This is a genomic window from Bacillus sp. GW823-FHT06A10 (genome assembly GCF_058795375.1).
Genome location: NZ_JBXAHT010000001.1, coordinates 1,448,581 through 1,465,253, shown reverse-complemented (window position 1 = coordinate 1,465,253; position 16,673 = coordinate 1,448,581). Strand labels below are relative to the sequence as shown.

The following is a 16,673-nucleotide window of genomic DNA, read 5'->3' as shown; positions in this document are numbered from 1 at the left end:
ATGTAGTCTATTTGTTACAGCACCTGTGCTGTTTGTGAAGATAATAAGCTGTACCAACCTGCAACAGTTGGACGTTCTGCTAAATCTGCAAACGTGATTTCTTTCCCTTCACGACGCCACTTCTCTACTAAACTCATAATTCTGACCGAATCAAGCCCTCTATTTAATAAGTCCTCATCAATATCAATACTCTCTACTGACTCACGAAGTAGTTGTGCAACTAGTTCATGTACTTGCTGTATAGTGATTCCTTCACTCTCATCACCTTTTACACTTTGTAAATCTTTTAACAGTAGGTTTGTTGATGTCGTTACTGCGCATCTATTAGATGCATACTCCAATGCTTGTTTATGATGCTCTAGTGAAAAATCAGCAACTGCATCTGCTACAAAGAACGGCTCTATACCATCCATAAATGCTTCACAAGCTGTTAAAAGGCATCCAATATGCGCATAAATACCGCAAATAATGAGTTGATCTCTTCCTTGTTCATTTAAAATTTCTAATAGATTTGTCTTTTTAAATGCACTATATCTCCATTTTGTTAGGAATATATCATCCTCATCAGGAGTAAGTTCATCAACAATTTTCTTTTTATCTGGTCCAGCAGGAATACCGTCACCCCAAAAGTCTTGTAATAAACCTCTTTGTTCTAACGTTTGTCCACCAGGTTGCGCTGTATAAACAACTGGTATACCAAGTTGTTTACATTTTTCTCTTATCATTTTAATATTTGAAATAAGTTCTACTTTTGGTGATTCTTTATCGCTATATGCATCAAGAAAATATTCTTGCATGTCATGAATTAAAAGTACTGCACGTTTCGGGTCTGGTGTCCAATTCACTTTATTTTTTGGTAGTTCTGATTCAATTGGCATTTTATATACTGAAATAGATGGGATAGCCATCTAATCACTTCCTTCCGGTTTTTATTATTGTTTTACTGTAATAAGTTTTTCAGCAATGACTTTACGTAGTTCTTTTTTGCTGACTTTTCCGACTCCTGTTTGCGGGAATGATTCAATAAATTCAATTCGATCTGGAATTTTATAAGCCGCTATACCACGTTCTCTTAAAAACATTTTTAATTCACTTACTGCCGGAACTTGTCCGCGAGCTATAACAAAAGCACAGGTGCGTTCACCTAAATAATCGTCAGGCATAGATACAATTGCTACGTCATGGACCGCATCGTGTGCTAATAAATGATTTTCAACTTCTTCCGCAGCAACTTTCTCACCACCACGGTTAATTTGATCTTTATCTCTTCCTTCTACAATGATGTATCCTTGTTCATTTACTTTTACAAGATCACCTGTGCGATAAAATCCATCCTTTGTAAATGATCGTGCATTATGCTCTTCAGCTTTATAGTAACCACGAATTGTATATGGACCTCTTGTTAATAAACTACCTACTTCGCCAGGTTGTACATCGTTGTCATTTTCATCAACAACTCGTACTTCATCGAGTGCAGACATTGGTCTACCTTGTGTATGAATAATAATTTCTTCCGGATCGTCTAATCTTGTATAGTTCACTAATCCTTCCGCCATACCGAATACTTGCTGTAACGTACATCCAAATGTAGGGCGTATACGTCTTGCAACCTCAGCGCTAAACTTAGCACCACCTACTTGAATAACCACTAGGCTCGATAAATCGGTATTACGAGAAGATGCAGCATCAAGCCAAATCATTGCTAATGGCGGAACGAGCGCTGTAATTGTAACTTTTTCTTTTTCAATAAGAGCAAATGCCTCATCTGGACTACCACCAGTTGCCAATACCACTTTTCCACCCGCATAGAAAGTTCCAAATGTCCCTGGAGAACTCATTGGGTAATTGTGTGCTACTGGAAGAACTGCCATATAGACGCTTTCTGCATTCAAATTACAAATTTCAGCGCTTACACGTAAACTATAAATATAGTCATCATGTGTTCTAGGAATTAATTTAGAAAGACCTGTTGTCCCTCCTGATAATTGGAGAAATGCAACATCACTTGGCTGAACTTCTGGTAATGAGACGGGATCCATATACAGATCATTTATGTTCACAAACTCTTCTTCTTCCCCCACTACAATTACACGTTGTAAAGTTGGCACTTTCTCTTTCACTTCTCTTGCTAGTTTTCGATAATCAAAACCGAGAGCCTTATCTGAAATAACGTAAGCGCTCGCCTCGCCAAACTCACAAAAATAACTAATTTCACTGCTTCGATGTGAAGGTAGTGCAAAGACAGGAAGCGCTCCAATTCGAAATAGTGCAAAACATATTTCGAAAAACTCGATAATGTTAGGTAACTGGATTACAACTCTGTCCTCTTTCTTTATTCCTAAATTCAGTAAACCTGCTGCTAAACGATCTGCATTTTTATCAAGTTCACTATATGTTATATGCTTCTTACCACTTACAACCGCGATTCGATCTCCATATTTCTCAGCCCGCTCTCTTAACACTCCTCCAAATGTTTCACCAAGCCAACATCCTTCATCTCGATAATGATCGGCAAATTCTTTTGGCCATTCTGTATAACCTACTAGCATTCTTTCTTCCCCCTATTTTTCATTAAGTGAACTATCTCTTAACCCTAAAGCTTTTAGCATTGTTTGGAACTTAGCTGATGTTTCTGCTAACTCATCTTCTGGTTTTGACTCAGCAACAACTCCAGCTCCTGCATATAAACGCAGTGTATTTTCTTGTACTTCAGCACAACGAATTGTAACAATCCATTCTCCATCTCCATTTAAATCGCTCCATCCTAGCATTCCTGTAAAGAACTCGCGGTCAAATGGCTCAATATGCTGTATAGCCTCTCTTGCTTTTTCCATCGGAGTTCCGCAAACTGCTGGCGTAGGATGAAGGGCAATTGCTAATTGTAAAGAAGAAGTATTTGGATCCTTCAGTTCACCTTTCACTTCTGTAGACAAATGCCACATCGCTTCACTATGAATAACTGATGGCTTTTCTGGAACATGTAATGTATGACAATACGGACGAAGTGCAGCGGCAACCGCTTCAACTACTACCGCATGTTCATGTAAATCTTTTGGAGAAGAAAGTAATTCCTCTGCTCTTCTTTTATCTTCTACTGGGTCCTCACTACGTGGCCTTGAACCAGCTAACGGATTAGAAATAACTTGCATACCATTACGTGAAACAAGTAATTCAGGACTTGCTCCAATTAGCGTCTTACTGTTCTCTTTTTCATCTTTCGGTAAATTCACAGCAAATGTATAACCATGCTTATTATGTTCTGCTAATTCTCGCAGAAGTTTTTGCTTATCAATCTTTTCCGAAGATTTAACATCTAACGATCTAGATAGAACGATTTTCTTTAAATCACCGTCCTGTATTTTTTTAATTCCTTGCTTCACACCATTCATATAAACTTCAGGGTCTGGTACTGGCGTCATTTCAAATGTTACGTTCTCATTTGTTTCAAGCTGATTTGTTGTATCCAATTGTAAACGCTCAGAAATCCTACTATATTCTGGTACGATAAGTTGGACTTCTTTTCTACGATCGAATGGCAAAGCACCCACAACGATAGGATTTGGATTTCCAGCTTGTTTCGCATTACTTAATGTCGCTTGCACAAGCTCTGGGAAATTTTCAATTTCACGATGCTTTACTGTAGTAAACTCTCCTTCTGCTAATATAGTTCGAGTTGGTGAAGCGAAAAAGAATGAAGATTCAGTCTTATAATCTTCTAAAAGTTTTTCTGACAATTCCTTTACAGCTATATGTTCATTCATAATATAATAACCTCCTGAATTTTTATTAAACTCCTAACGTAGCACCGCCATCGACACATAAATTGTGCATTGTAATATGACTTGCTCTATCTGAGGCTAAAAATAACACTGCTTCAGCAACTTCTGAAGGTTGTGCAATTTTTTGTAATGGAATTCCGAGTCTATATGTATTTTGAGAACCAGTAATTATATTTTTAGCTCCATTCTCATCAGCCCATAGTAATCTTTGCATCTCAGTTTCAGTAGAACCTGGAGAAACTAAGTTGCAGCGTATATTGTATGCCGCAAGCTCTAGTCCTAAACATTTCATAAACATTGTCGTTGCAGCCTTTGACGCAGCATACGCAGCCATCTCCATTCTCGGCGTATTTGCCGCATTTGAACCGACTGTAACAATTGCCCCTGATTTTCTTAACATCATATTTTTACTTACCGCTCGGGACATATTGAAAACCCCTGTAGTATTTACAGAGAATGTTTTATTCCAATCTTCATCACTTAACGAATGAATTGGTCCCATACGTAAAACCCCTGCAACATTTATTAAAATATCTATTGGCGCTATTTCATTTGCAATATGATTTACCATGTCTTCAACAGCAGCGCTATCACTCACATCTAAACGAAACGTTTTCATACGTGTATTATTTAATTCATTTTGATTTAAGAGTACATTTAACCCCTCTTCATTTTGATCAACCGCAATAACTGTGGCTCCTCTTTCTAAAAACATTTTGGCAACAACACTGCCTATGCCTTGTGCTGCACCTGTTACTAAAACTGTTTTCCCATCAAATTCCCCTAAGTTCATTTTCTCTATCCTTTCACATAAACATTAATTTCATTAAGCAACACCACTGATATTGATTTTCATTATCAGTGGTGTTGTAAAAAATAATACACTTACTAAACTAATTGGTCAAGTGCGCATTACTTTAAAATCCATTTTATTGATAATGTTTTTCATTTACTATCTTACATCGAAATGATAATGTTTCTCAATAAACTTGTCAATCTTTTTTTATTTTTCAGACAAAGTATTTTAATGCTTCTTAATAAAATCATATGTAAACGTATTAAATGTACTTATATTATAAATAAAATTCCAAATCCTCTTTTTAAAATTGAAGAAGACAAACTAGAGATACGTTCATTTACAATGCTTTATGAAAAACTCAAGTATATATTTTCTCAATATTTTTCTGAAAATATATCTTACAAATACTAACGAATGTCTTCTTTATCATTTAAGATTTAATATATATTTCAAATGCGATATATCAATTCATTATATTCCAATATATCCCACTCACTTTTACATCTATAAAAATCCCAAAAATAATTTAACCTTGTTAAAATAACTCATAAAAAAAGCATCCTAATTAATAGAATAGGATGCTTTTTCGTAATCATAGCGTTATAGAAGATTTGTATACTTACGCTACGCTGCGATACTCTTCTTCGTGTTCTTTTTTCTGTTTAGGTGCTTGAATTAAAATTGCGATAATGAATGACACGACACATAATACACCGATCACCATGAACGTTGGTTTGAATCCACCTAGAAGTGCACCGATAAAGGAACCTGCAAGCGCCCCGAATCCAAATCCTTGATACACAATTCCGTAGTTCTTACTATGGTTTTTCATACCGAAGAAATCACCAACAATAGCTGGGAAAATAGTGATATTTCCACCAAAGCAAAACGCTACACTTGCTACACATACGAAGTAAATACCATAATTTAAATCTACAAAACTTAGAACTAAGACTGAACTCGCCATAACAACAAAAGTACCAGTAACGATTTTTAAACGCCCAATTTTATCCGATAACGGTCCTAAAATGATACGACCTAATGTATTGAAGATTGCAACCATAGCCACCGCATTAGCTGCTGTTGCTGCGCTAAGTCCTACAAGTTGAACACCAATGTCTTTTACCATACCAATTAAGTATAAGCCACTCATACATGATGTAAATAACATGATAAATAATAAGTATACTTGTTTTGTGCCTAACATTTCTTTCGTTGTGTATTCCTTAGTTTTTGTTTCATGAACTGCTCCTTGATCTGCAGCTTGATGGATTAAACAAGCACCAATTACAATCATAGCTGTAACAATTAAACCCCAGTATATAAATGCTTGCGATACACCAACTGATTCAATCAACTGTGCGTTAACGTATTTAAAGATTAAGCTACCTGAACCATATGCAGAGACAGAAATACCAGCAATTAAACCTTTACGCTCTGGAAACCACTTTATTAAATTTGATAGTGAAGTGATATATGCTGTACCATCTGCATAACCTACAACAACTCCTGCTAGTACATAAAGCAATATTAATGAAGAAGCTTGTGAACTAAGTATTAACCCTAGTCCTAATGCTAATCCAGCTATCATAATAAGTTTACGAAGTCCCCATTTTTCTTGCAATTTACTCGCAAATAAAGTTGAAAATGCTAAAGAAAGACTAGTAATTGAAAAAGTTATCGCAACAGCGTTAAGACTCCAACCGTATTTACTAACTAAAGGCTGATTGAATAAACTCCATGTATATATCGTCCCAAGCCCCATTTGTACTATGACTGTGCCAAGGACAACAAACCATGGATTAACAGTTGATTTTTTCATACCTTTCCGCCTCCTCTTTCTATTTCAATGCTATTCGCTAAATTTACTTTTTTTATGTTCATTTTGGTCACCTCTTTTGATTTGACACCTTCATTGTATAAGATGTTTTTGTTTATGTAAGCACTTACAAGATAGAGCGTCAAAAACATGGAATCAGTTACAAAAAACGAAGGATGAAATACAAAAAACTACTGATTAAATACAATAGAAAAAAATTTTTATACTTCGATTCACCTTATTTTTTATAAAATCACAAATTTTTTCCCAATAAATAAAACTAAATATTCACTAATATATCTATCCGTGGTTTAATATATATAATAAAAAAATATTTCTGTCTTTAATGAGGAGGTACTATGAAAGCAAACGTAGGGGATACTATACTTTTTCAACGAAACAATTTAAAGATTACAGGATCTGTACTAAAACTTTATACTGAATCGGTCTTAGTTGAAATTACAAATGTAAGCGGTGGTACTTTTGAATTTGATCGAACAATTGTAAATCATAAAAACTATAAAGTTTTAAATGCAAATACATAAAACAACACAAAATAGCCCCTGCTCAACAGCAGGGGCTATTTTATATAAAAATATTTCACTAGTTTATATACCCTAAAACATTAACAATCTTACTCGCTTTTAAATTGTTAATATGATAATAAATTTCTAAACCTCTTCTCTCTGCTCGTAACACTTTACCCTTCATTTTTGATAAATGTTGTGAAACAGTAGATTGCGGAATATTCAGTAACTCTGTTAATTGTGTTACATTACAAGTTTTTCTCGTACTTAATTCATTTACAATTTGCAGTCGGATTGGATGCGCCATAATTTTTAAAATATCTACATCTTCTTCTGAAACTAAAGTTTTTTTCATTTCACTTGTATATGTTGTCATAAGACATTCCCCTTTTATATGAATTCCATTTTTATAAGATCTATTTCCAAAATTTTTAAAACCCTCGATTAAAACTTTCATATAGAAATAAAAGGATTTTAAATTTTTGAAAACAGAACTTACATTCACTTTATTTATTTGGTACATATACATAATACAATGTTAATATGTGCTCTATGTGAAGTTCGCATAAATTTGTGATGAAGATTTATTTAGCCACTCGCATCCTACTCATCTAATTACCCACTGCATAAAATCATCAGTTATTTTAACACATTTTAGGCGTTTGTATATACTATTTATAAAACAACTTTTATAAAGGGGAATTCATATGCCTACAGCGTTACAAGAAGAAGTCGAAGAAGCACGGGAAACATATGTCAGTCGTATCATCTTAGTTGGAGGATCCGCTTTATTTTTAGTAGGCGGGGTTATCTCAGCAATTTCAGCCTTTAAAACTTATAATCGTTTGGAGAATACGCCGCCTTCTACAGATAATTCATAGATATTTTATAAAATAAAACGTCGCCTCCAATATGAAGAGACGACGTTTTATGATTCATACATATGACACTAAAAGTATCGGTAGATTCCCTACTCCATTTTCTAAGCTTACTTCACCACAAACCTAGTCTGACTACATCCATCCTTCTGCTTCGTTACTTCTAATACAGCTGGCATTGCGTTTTTCAGTTCTTGTACGTGTGAAATGACACCGATAAATCGGCCTGATTTTTGTAGGTCAATTAAGGCATCTACTGCTTTCGTTAATGATTCTTCATCTAATGAACCGAACCCTTCATCGATGAACATCGTTTCGATGGAAATACCACCTTCATATGCTTGAATGACATCTGCCATTCCTAGCGCTAAGCAAAGTGATGCGTTAAATTTCTCTCCGCCGGATAATGTTTTTACATCGCGCGTTTGGCCAGTGTATGCATCGTACACATCTAAGCCTAATCCACTTTGACGGTTTCTTTTTTCAACTCGTTCACTTCGTTTTAAATAAAATTGTCCATTTGATAATTTACGTAGTCGTTCGTTTGCGATTTGAACGATTTGTTCTAAATACTCAATTAAAATGTAACGTTCAAATGATATACGACTTTCGTTATCACCTTTCATTACTTCATATAAATCAACAAGTTCTTGGAAGGCTTTTTCTTCCTCGTGAATTTGTTCGTCAATACGTCTAATGTTTTCATGTAAATCAGAAATATATGTTACCGCATTTTGCGCACGTTGACGTTTTTCTTTAATGATATCGAGATTAATTTCTAGTTCTTTTATGTGTTCACCTAAAGATGTAATATCCATGTACTCTTTATCTTTTAATTCTGAGTTTAGCTCTTCAATTTGTTTTGCAAGCACTTCAAGAGATGAATAATAACCTTGAATTTCTTTCTGTAACATCTCCATCTCGGCGTCGCTTAATTTGGCTTCTTTATACGTGAATTGATCTGTAAATCCGCTTTGTTCTAGCTCTTTCATAAAGCGTGCGAAAGTCTCTTCTTTCTTCAATTTTGCACTTTCAAATTGATTAGAAGCACCTTTCTGTTCTGCTTGAATACGTATATTTTCATTTTGCCAATGTTGATACGCTTCCTGCACTTTCTTCCATTCGTCCTCCATTAACCTAAGTTCGTGCATAGCTTGGTCAAACTGTGATTTCCAAGCTTGTACTGTTTGCAAGTTTTCTGGAATATTTCGTTTATCATGTTCATATGACGTACGAAGTTGCATGCACTCTATTTCTGTACGGTGCTGCATTGTTTCTACTTCCCGTTTTTGTTTCTGAAGTTCTTCTATTTTTTCTTCTACGCTTTTCATGTTCGCAGCAATCTGCTTACGTGTTTCTTCACTTGCTTTTAACGTATTAACGTCTGCTGCTAATTGTTTTCCTTTTTGAACAAGTGCACTATATGTTTCAACTAATTTTTCGGAGTTATAGCCACGCTTCACAACTTCTTCTATCACTTGTTCATATTGTAGTCGATAAAAATTCCATTTCTCCTCTACTTGCACATGTAATTTTTCAGCAATGTTCTTCTTATCTCTTAAATCGTTTAACTCTTTTTCATCGATCGCATTACTTTGCTCTGTAGCTTTTTGCGGATGATTCGTACTACCACATACCGGACAAGATGCACCGTCATGTAAATGAAGAGCTAATATACCAGCCTGTTCACTTAACCAGCGGCGCTCCATGTTTTCATATGCACGAACTGCCACGTGCATTTTATTATTTGCCACTTCTTTTTCTTGCTCGAATTTTTGTTTTTCTTGCCAAACATCGTATGCTTGCTTTAAAACTTTTGCATCTTCTCGCATATTCGTTAGTTCTTCTACTTTAGCTACATATTGCTCAAGTGCTTGTTCTAATTGATGCAATTCATCAGACATTCTCTGTTTTTGGCTTGTATGCTCTTCTAGTTGTTGATCCAACTTTTGCATACTTTCTTTTAATTTCCCTATTTGAATTTCGGCATTTTGTAAATTCAGCTTTCTCTCAGCTAATGATTCAATGATTGCTTGTAACTCTTCTAATCTTTGAACAAGTTTTTTAGCCTCTTCTCGTTCAGCTTCTTTATTCTTTACTACTTCATACTTCTCCTGAGCAAGTTCAAAGCTGTTCATTATCTGTTCTTGTTTGACGATTATCTGTTTTAACAAACTTTCAGCTTTCTGCTCATTTTGCATCGCTTCTTCATACCATTGTTCAAATGGTAATAAGCGCTTTGCTTGTTCCGCACGTTTAAAGGATTTTTCTTTCCTTTCAATTGCTGCACGGTTCTCTTGTAAAGTGTTATATTTCTCATTCTTTTGTTGTAAATCTATAAATTTCTCATTTACAGATTTTGCTGCATGAAAACGTGTTTCTGCATCCTTTAATTGCTTCGTTTGAACATCTTGTTCTACTTGTAATTGCTCAACCTCTGCCTTATACACTGTTGTTTCTTGTTCTAACGCTTCTACTACTTGATGCGTATTTACATGTTCTTGTGCCGCTAATGTCTCTAATAATGCTCCATCACGGATTGGTAATTTAAAAACATTACGGAAATAGAGCTCTCTCTCTTTTTGTTTTTCTTGTAAAACATCTTTCCATTGTTTTCTCTTTTGATCAAGTAACTCACGCATTAATTTATAACGATCCGTTTTAAAAATACGACGTAAAATCTCTTCTTTGTTTTCCGTCTCAGATGTTAATAGTTTTCGGAATTCACCTTGTGGTAACATAACAATTTGACTAAATTGATGTTTACTTAAACCAATTAAATCTTCCACTTTTTTGTTTACGTCTGTTACATGAAAACGATCGACGGCTGGAACGTTTTCTCCATCAATAACTTCATATAATTCTACTGCATGTCCTGTAATGGTCTTATTCCCTTGTTTTTTATGTCCAAGTTGTCTTTTTATTTCATAGCGTTTCCCTTTTAATTGAAAGGTTAATTCTACACTTGTATAAACATCATCATCAGCAAATTGACTTCGAAGCATGCTCGTATCACTACGTTCTTCTCCACTAGCCTCACCATATAACACATAACAAATCGCATCAAAAATCGTTGTTTTTCCAGCTCCCGTATTCCCAGAAATAGCGAAAATACGATGTTCTCCAAGATCTTCAAAATCGATTACTTCTTTCTGTTTATATGGCCCGAATGCTGTCATAATAAGCTGAATCGGTCTCATCCTCGTTCACCTTCCCGTTCTTGCACTGTTTGTAATACATCTATAAATAGGCGTTCTTTCTCTTCTGATAAATCTAACCCTTTCATTTCTTTATAGAAAGCCTTTAAAAGAGATAAATCATCCGTTTTATGTCTTGAAACCGTTACTTCATTTGTATCTGTGAGTTCTCGCCTTTGCATCGCTCTTTCAACGTGCATTGCATTTGGATATACAGATCGTATTTTCTCCATTGGCTGTAAGACAGGGTTTTCATCTAATAATTTTACAAATACGTAATCTTCACTTACTGGGTGCTGTAATAATTCATCTATTTTCGCTTCTACTGTTCGCATTTTACGACGTGGTGAAAGTAACCTTTTTTCAATTGCTACTTCACCAGTTTCATTCAGTTCTACAATGTAATAACCTTTTTTATGTTTCTCTTCAGAAATTGAATAGGCAAGTGGTGAACCTGAATATCTAATGGTCTCATTACGTACGAAATGCGCTTGATGTAAATGTCCAAGCGCAGTGTAATGAAACTTATCAAAATAATGACTATTTACATATTCAGCACCACCAATTGAAAGTGGTCGTTCTGCATCACTTGTATTCTCCTCCGCTTCTCCTGAAGAAGTTACAAATGCATGTCCAACAAATACATGTCTAGCTTCTTTATCCATTGTTTCAGAGAGCTCATTCATAAAAATGCGCATCGCATCATCATGAGAACGTACGTCTTCATTTTTCAACACGTGTCTAACTATGCTTGGGTCTGCATACGGTATTAGATGGAAGTGAACCTCTCCATATTCATCATTTAGTACAACAGGTTCATACGGGAATTGAAATTGGCCTGCAATATGTAATCCCTGTTTTTTCATTAAACTACTCCCAAAATGGATACGATCCGGACTATCATGATTACCAGCTACTGCAATAACTGGTGTTTGTAAATCAATAACTATTTTTTGCAGCACATCATTTAATAAGTCTACTGCTTCTGTAGGTGGAATTGCTCGGTCATATAAATCCCCTGCAATAATTACAGCATCTGGTTTTTCTTCTTCAACAGCCTGTACAAACTGATCTAATACAATCTTTTGGTCTTCAGTCATATACACGCCATGAACAAGCTTACCTAAATGCCAATCCGCTGTATGAAATAACTTCATATTTTTCTACTCCTTTTAATTTACTGATTTTAGTGAAACGAGTTGATAGTTTATTGTAGTTTTTCCGTTCTCCCACTCTAGCTTCAATATCGTTGCACTTCCAATTCTTTCTTCATTTGATTTATATAAAGGCAATATTTCTTGAATTGTAAATAAGTGATAACCATCCAATATTAATTGAAATATATTTTCTTCAATATGTAATCTTACTTCTTTTTCATTTGAAATAATTTTTGTGTGCATCTCAAATTTCATGATAGATACAACCCCTTTTTATAATCTCTACATTTTAATAGTATAGTGGCTATGCAAGATTGACAAGTACATACACAGCAAAGTACACACTTTTCTATGGTTATATGTTTTATGTATTTTATATAAAATACGGTATGTGAAATTTTATATTTTCTCCAAAATAAAAATGCCTATTGTGACATCTTTATTTTTGTATAAAGTCTTTCATTACATAATATAAAACGGTAATTAAAACGATTGCGACGAAAAATGAGAACACTGCGACAATGTACCCATCTTTATTTAATAAAATACAGAATGAAATAGATATTATAAAAATCGGAAATACGAGACGTACTTTATCCTTCACTTCTTCTGTCGTATCTGTATGATGAAAATACTGCGTTATCCCTATCATTAAAGAAGACAAAATAATAACCGACAATAGTAAAGGTCCTGGCATTCCGATTTCTCCTTTCTCTATTTCTAATTCAGTGTAAAATTTTTTATTACAATTGTACGATTCATTTTTTCTTCAAACACTCTTTTTAGAATTGATAATGAACAATTCACACCTATATAATAGCGCTTTTATCATTATAACTTCAAATAATTACACTTACAGTAATGTTGTAATATTCCCCCTCAGTCTCTGAAATCCTGCAAAGATAACTCGTCAAAATATGCGGTGACCAAATTAATATTTACCGTCAACTTTTGACAAAATTTATAAAGGACATTTCAGTACATATCAAGAATTAAGAATAAGAAGATATGTAAGGGAGGATGCATTATGACTGAACAAGTTTTATTTTCTGTTAGTGAAAACGGCGTTGCGACAATTACTTTAAACCGTCCAAAAGCACTTAATTCTTTATCTTATGACATGTTACAACCTATCGGACAAAAACTTAAAGAGTGGGAACACGATGAGCGTATTGCACTTATCGTGTTAAAAGGAGCTGGCACAAAAGGTTTTTGTGCAGGCGGCGACATTAAAACTCTTTATGAAGCGCGTTCCAATGAAGTGGCATTGCAACATGCAGAACGTTTTTTTGAAGAAGAGTATGAAATTGATACATATATTTATCAATATACAAAACCGATTATTGCTTGTTTAGATGGAATTGTAATGGGCGGTGGTGTCGGTCTTACAAATGGTGCGAAGTATCGCATTGTAACTGAGCGTACGAAATGGGCAATGCCAGAGATGAATATCGGCTTCTTCCCAGACGTCGGAGCTGCATATTTCTTAAATAAAGCGCCTGGATATACAGGACGATTCGTTGCTTTAACAGCATCTATTTTAAAAGCTTCTGACGTATTATTTATTAATGCTGCTGATTACTTTATGACATCTGATTCATTACCAAAGTTTCTTACTGAACTTGAAAGTGTAAATTGGCATAAAGAAGATGATGTACATACTAATTTAAAAGAAGTTATTCGTACATTTGCAACTGCTCCAAACTTAGAAAGCGAGCTCGCTCCTTCATTAGAAGTAATCAATTCACATTTTGCTTTCGATACAATTGAAGAAATCATCCATTCATTGGAGAAAGATGAAAGTTCCTTTGCTCTAAAAACGAAAGAAACACTGTTATCAAAATCCCCTATTTCACTAAAAGTAACATTAAAACAGTTTATTGATGGAAAAGATAAATCCGTTGAAGAATGTTTCGCTACGGACCTTATACTTGCTAAAAATTTCATGAGACATGAAGATTTCTTCGAAGGAGTACGCTCCGTTGTCGTTGATAAAGATCAAAATCCGAATTATAAATATAAACAGTTAAGTGACGTTTCAGAAGAAGATGTGAATCGTTTCTTTAACTTACTTAATGCATAAAATGAAATTGTCATGAGGGGATGTTTTGTTCATCCCCTACCTAACTTCTTTGCTTCAGCTAAATCTTGTGCGGTGAAAATCTTACTACCCGCAAATAGCGGTATAAAATCGAAGCTATATAGTAGTGTAATTACAGCTACTATATAGCCTTTTTTATTTAATTATTTTTAACAAAATTTAATTTTATTAAATCCATTTTTGTGCTACACTATTTTTAATCAAATATTCTAAAAATAAAAAGGAGGGGCGGCTATGATAGAAAATTATCTTCTTTTCATCATTATGTCTATTTGCCTTATCATTTTACCTGGTCCAGATACAGCAATGGCTACGAAAAATACATTGGCTGCTGGTAAAGTCGGTGGAGTGAAAACAGTGTTTGGTACATGTATTGCACTATTAATTCATACTTTAGCTGCTGTAATTGGTCTTTCTGCACTTATTGTAAAGTCAGCTCTATTATTTTCTATTTTCAAGTACGTTGGGGCTCTCTATTTAATTTATATCGGTATTAAAGCCCTTTTAGCAGTAAGAAACAAAGAAAACTTAGATACAAATGATCTATCTTTGAATAATGAAAACGAACATACTTCTTGCTTTCGCCAAGGATTTCTTACAAATTTATTAAACCCTAAAGTTGCAGTCTTCTTTTTAACTTTTTTACCGCAATTTTTAAATCCAAATCATAATACATTTATTCAACTTCTTGTAATGGGCCTTACTTACCTCGTTTTAACAGTCATTTGGTTTGCATTTTATATATTTTTAATTGATAAAATTAGTGCTTTTATGAAAAAACCGAAGACGCAACGTTATATTCAAGGGCTAACAGGAGTCGTCCTAATTGGATTTGGTATTAAACTAGCTTTTGAAAAAAATAATTAACAAGACGAAAACCACCACTATTAATAGTGGTGGTTTCATTTAATAACTGATTTGGTTATTTACTCTATATTAAAACCAGCGCTCAGTTACAACTTTTTTACGTGTATAGAATTGAACGCCATCTGTACCATTTGTACCTAAATCACCAAAGAATGAAGCTTTATTTCCTGCAAATGCGAAGAATGCCATTGGTGCTGGAACGTTTACATTTACACCGATCATACCAGCATCGATGTTATCACGGAACGTTTGGGCATGTTTACCGTTTGACGTATAAATAACTGCACCATTTGCAAATTTAGATTGATTTGTTAGTTTAATACCTTCTTCTAAATCTTTAACTCGTACAATGCTTAATACTGGAGCAAAAATCTCATCTTGCCAAATTTTCATTTCTTGATTCACGCCATCAAAGATTGTCGCACCTACAAAGTAACCTTCTCCAACTTCTTCATTAATTTTACGGCCATCTACTAATAAAGTTGCCCCATCTGCTACACCGCTATTAATATAGCCTAAAACGCGCTCTTTATGAGATTCACGGATTAATGGTCCAACATAGTTATCTTCGTTAAAGCCATCGCCTACTTTTAATTTTTTCGTTTCTGCTACTAATACATCAATGAATTCATCAGCAATTTCATCCACTACTGCTACTACTGAGCATGCCATGCAGCGCTCTCCACTACTTGCAAATGCAGATCCAATTACACCTTGTACTGTTTTCTCAAGATTGCAATCTGGCATTACAATCGCATGGTTTTTCGCACCTGCTAACGCTTGTACACGTTTTCCGTGTTTCGTACCTGTTTCATATACGTAACGAGCTACCGGCTCAGAGCCAACGAACGAAACAGCCTGAATATCTTTATTTTCTAAAATGCTATTTACAACATCTTTTCCGCCTTGTACTAAATTTAATACGCCTTTTGGGAAACCTGCTTCATAGAATAATTCTACAAGTCGCTCCGCTAAAAGTGGCGTTCTTTCAGATGTTTTTAATACGAATGTATTACCGCAAGCAATTGCAAGTGGGAACATCCATAACGGAATCATCATCGGGAAGTTAAACGGCGTAATACCAGCAACAACTCCGATTGGGTAGCGCCAAATTGATCCATCAATTCCGCTAGCAATATTCGGAAGTGCTTGACCCATCATTAAATTTGGCGTAGATGTTGCAAGTTCTACCGCTTCAATACCACGCTGTACTTCACCTGTTGCATCCGTTAGCGTCTTACCATTTTCTAGCGTAATGATTTTTGCAAGCTCATCTTTATTTTCTTGTAATAGCTGTAAATATTTATATAAATTTCTTGAACGATTTGGAACTGGTACTTTAGACCATGTTTCGAATGCTGATTTTGCCGCTTCAACAGCTTTTTCAACATCTTCTTTTGGAGATAGTGGAACGTAAGCGATAATTTTTCCAGTCGCTGGATTTGGAACTGCTTCTACTTCCGTACCTGTCGATTCAACCCACTCACCGTTAATGTGATTTTTTACTCGTTTAATTTCAGTTGTAATCATTGTATTCTCTCCTTTGTAT

The 16,673-nt window shown here is 34.8% G+C and carries 15 protein-coding genes; 4 read left to right on the top strand and 11 right to left on the bottom strand.

Features of this window, described 5'->3' with window-relative positions; all coding sequences use genetic code 11:
• Positions 1-14 precede the first annotated feature (14 nt).
• From AC1Q8M_RS07590 to AC1Q8M_RS07570, 5 genes are all read right to left on the bottom strand, one after another.
• Entirely contained in the window at positions 15-908 is an 894-nt protein-coding gene (locus AC1Q8M_RS07590; RefSeq protein ID WP_016512869.1) for an isochorismatase family protein, read from the bottom strand.
• 24 nt (positions 909-932) lie between these two features.
• On the bottom strand, positions 933-2,549 hold the full coding sequence (locus AC1Q8M_RS07585) for a (2,3-dihydroxybenzoyl)adenylate synthase (RefSeq protein ID WP_000960111.1): 1,617 nt from the start codon (positions 2,547-2,549) through the stop codon (positions 933-935).
• A gap of 12 nt (positions 2,550-2,561) precedes the next feature.
• Entirely contained in the window at positions 2,562-3,761 is a 1,200-nt protein-coding gene (gene dhbC / locus AC1Q8M_RS07580; RefSeq protein WP_001002071.1) for an isochorismate synthase DhbC, read from the bottom strand.
• Between the two features lie 25 nt (positions 3,762-3,786).
• Positions 3,787-4,572: a 2,3-dihydro-2,3-dihydroxybenzoate dehydrogenase gene (dhbA, locus tag AC1Q8M_RS07575; protein WP_001048431.1), complete on the bottom strand. Its 786-nt coding sequence runs from the start codon at positions 4,570-4,572 to the stop codon at positions 3,787-3,789.
• Between the two features lie 625 nt (positions 4,573-5,197).
• The gene (locus tag AC1Q8M_RS07570; RefSeq protein ID WP_000750109.1) at positions 5,198-6,400 is read right to left on the bottom strand and encodes an L-lactate MFS transporter; all 1,203 of its coding nucleotides are present in this window, start codon (positions 6,398-6,400) and stop codon (positions 5,198-5,200) included.
• A gap of 356 nt (positions 6,401-6,756) precedes the next feature.
• Here AC1Q8M_RS07570 and AC1Q8M_RS07565 point away from each other — a divergent pair, with 356 nt between their 5' ends.
• A complete protein-coding gene (locus tag AC1Q8M_RS07565) occupies positions 6,757-6,942 on the top strand; it encodes a YkvS family protein (protein ID WP_000646792.1) in 186 nt (61 codons plus the stop codon).
• A gap of 58 nt (positions 6,943-7,000) precedes the next feature.
• On the opposite strand, the gene AC1Q8M_RS07560 is transcribed toward AC1Q8M_RS07565, so the two are convergent.
• Positions 7,001-7,300 carry an ArsR/SmtB family transcription factor gene (locus AC1Q8M_RS07560; RefSeq protein ID WP_000214794.1) on the bottom strand — a complete coding sequence of 100 codons (300 nt, stop codon included), beginning with the start codon at positions 7,298-7,300 and terminating at the stop codon, positions 7,001-7,003.
• A 331-nt stretch (positions 7,301-7,631) separates the two neighbouring features.
• On the opposite strand from AC1Q8M_RS07560, the gene AC1Q8M_RS07555 reads away from it, so the two are divergent.
• Positions 7,632-7,805: a hypothetical protein gene (locus AC1Q8M_RS07555; RefSeq protein ID WP_001141667.1), complete on the top strand. Its 174-nt coding sequence runs from the start codon at positions 7,632-7,634 to the stop codon at positions 7,803-7,805.
• A 107-nt stretch (positions 7,806-7,912) separates the two neighbouring features.
• Here the strand turns inward: AC1Q8M_RS07555 and AC1Q8M_RS07550 are convergent, their stop codons facing one another.
• The 4 genes from AC1Q8M_RS07550 to AC1Q8M_RS07535 all read right to left on the bottom strand — a co-directional run bounded on the left by AC1Q8M_RS07550 (position 7,913) and on the right by AC1Q8M_RS07535 (position 12,853).
• Positions 7,913-11,002, bottom strand: coding sequence for an AAA family ATPase (locus AC1Q8M_RS07550; RefSeq protein WP_001247451.1), 3,090 nt, complete (start codon positions 11,000-11,002; stop codon positions 7,913-7,915).
• The gene (locus AC1Q8M_RS07545) at positions 10,999-12,156 is read right to left on the bottom strand and encodes an exonuclease SbcCD subunit D (RefSeq protein ID WP_000765150.1); all 1,158 of its coding nucleotides are present in this window, start codon (positions 12,154-12,156) and stop codon (positions 10,999-11,001) included. Before AC1Q8M_RS07545 ends, AC1Q8M_RS07550 begins: the two co-directional genes overlap by 4 nt.
• Before the next feature lie 15 nt (positions 12,157-12,171).
• Positions 12,172-12,411, bottom strand: coding sequence for a DUF2584 family protein (locus AC1Q8M_RS07540; protein ID WP_000667344.1), 240 nt, complete (start codon positions 12,409-12,411; stop codon positions 12,172-12,174).
• A gap of 184 nt (positions 12,412-12,595) precedes the next feature.
• Positions 12,596-12,853 carry a hypothetical protein gene (locus tag AC1Q8M_RS07535; RefSeq protein WP_001119409.1) on the bottom strand — a complete coding sequence of 86 codons (258 nt, stop codon included), beginning with the start codon at positions 12,851-12,853 and terminating at the stop codon, positions 12,596-12,598.
• A gap of 330 nt (positions 12,854-13,183) precedes the next feature.
• Here AC1Q8M_RS07535 and AC1Q8M_RS07530 point away from each other — a divergent pair, with 330 nt between their 5' ends.
• Together AC1Q8M_RS07530 and AC1Q8M_RS07525 are read left to right on the top strand one after the other, a co-directional pair.
• Positions 13,184-14,239 (top strand): enoyl-CoA hydratase/isomerase family protein, encoded by a 1,056-nt coding sequence (locus AC1Q8M_RS07530; RefSeq protein WP_000139782.1) that lies wholly within the window; start codon positions 13,184-13,186, stop codon positions 14,237-14,239.
• Positions 14,240-14,491: 252 nt separating this feature from the next.
• On the top strand, positions 14,492-15,124 hold the full coding sequence (locus tag AC1Q8M_RS07525) for a LysE family translocator (protein WP_000572345.1): 633 nt from the start codon (positions 14,492-14,494) through the stop codon (positions 15,122-15,124).
• A gap of 69 nt (positions 15,125-15,193) precedes the next feature.
• On the opposite strand, the gene AC1Q8M_RS07520 is transcribed toward AC1Q8M_RS07525, so the two are convergent.
• Positions 15,194-16,654, bottom strand: coding sequence for a CoA-acylating methylmalonate-semialdehyde dehydrogenase (locus AC1Q8M_RS07520; RefSeq protein WP_000633363.1), 1,461 nt, complete (start codon positions 16,652-16,654; stop codon positions 15,194-15,196).
• Positions 16,655-16,673: the final 19 nt, after the last annotated feature.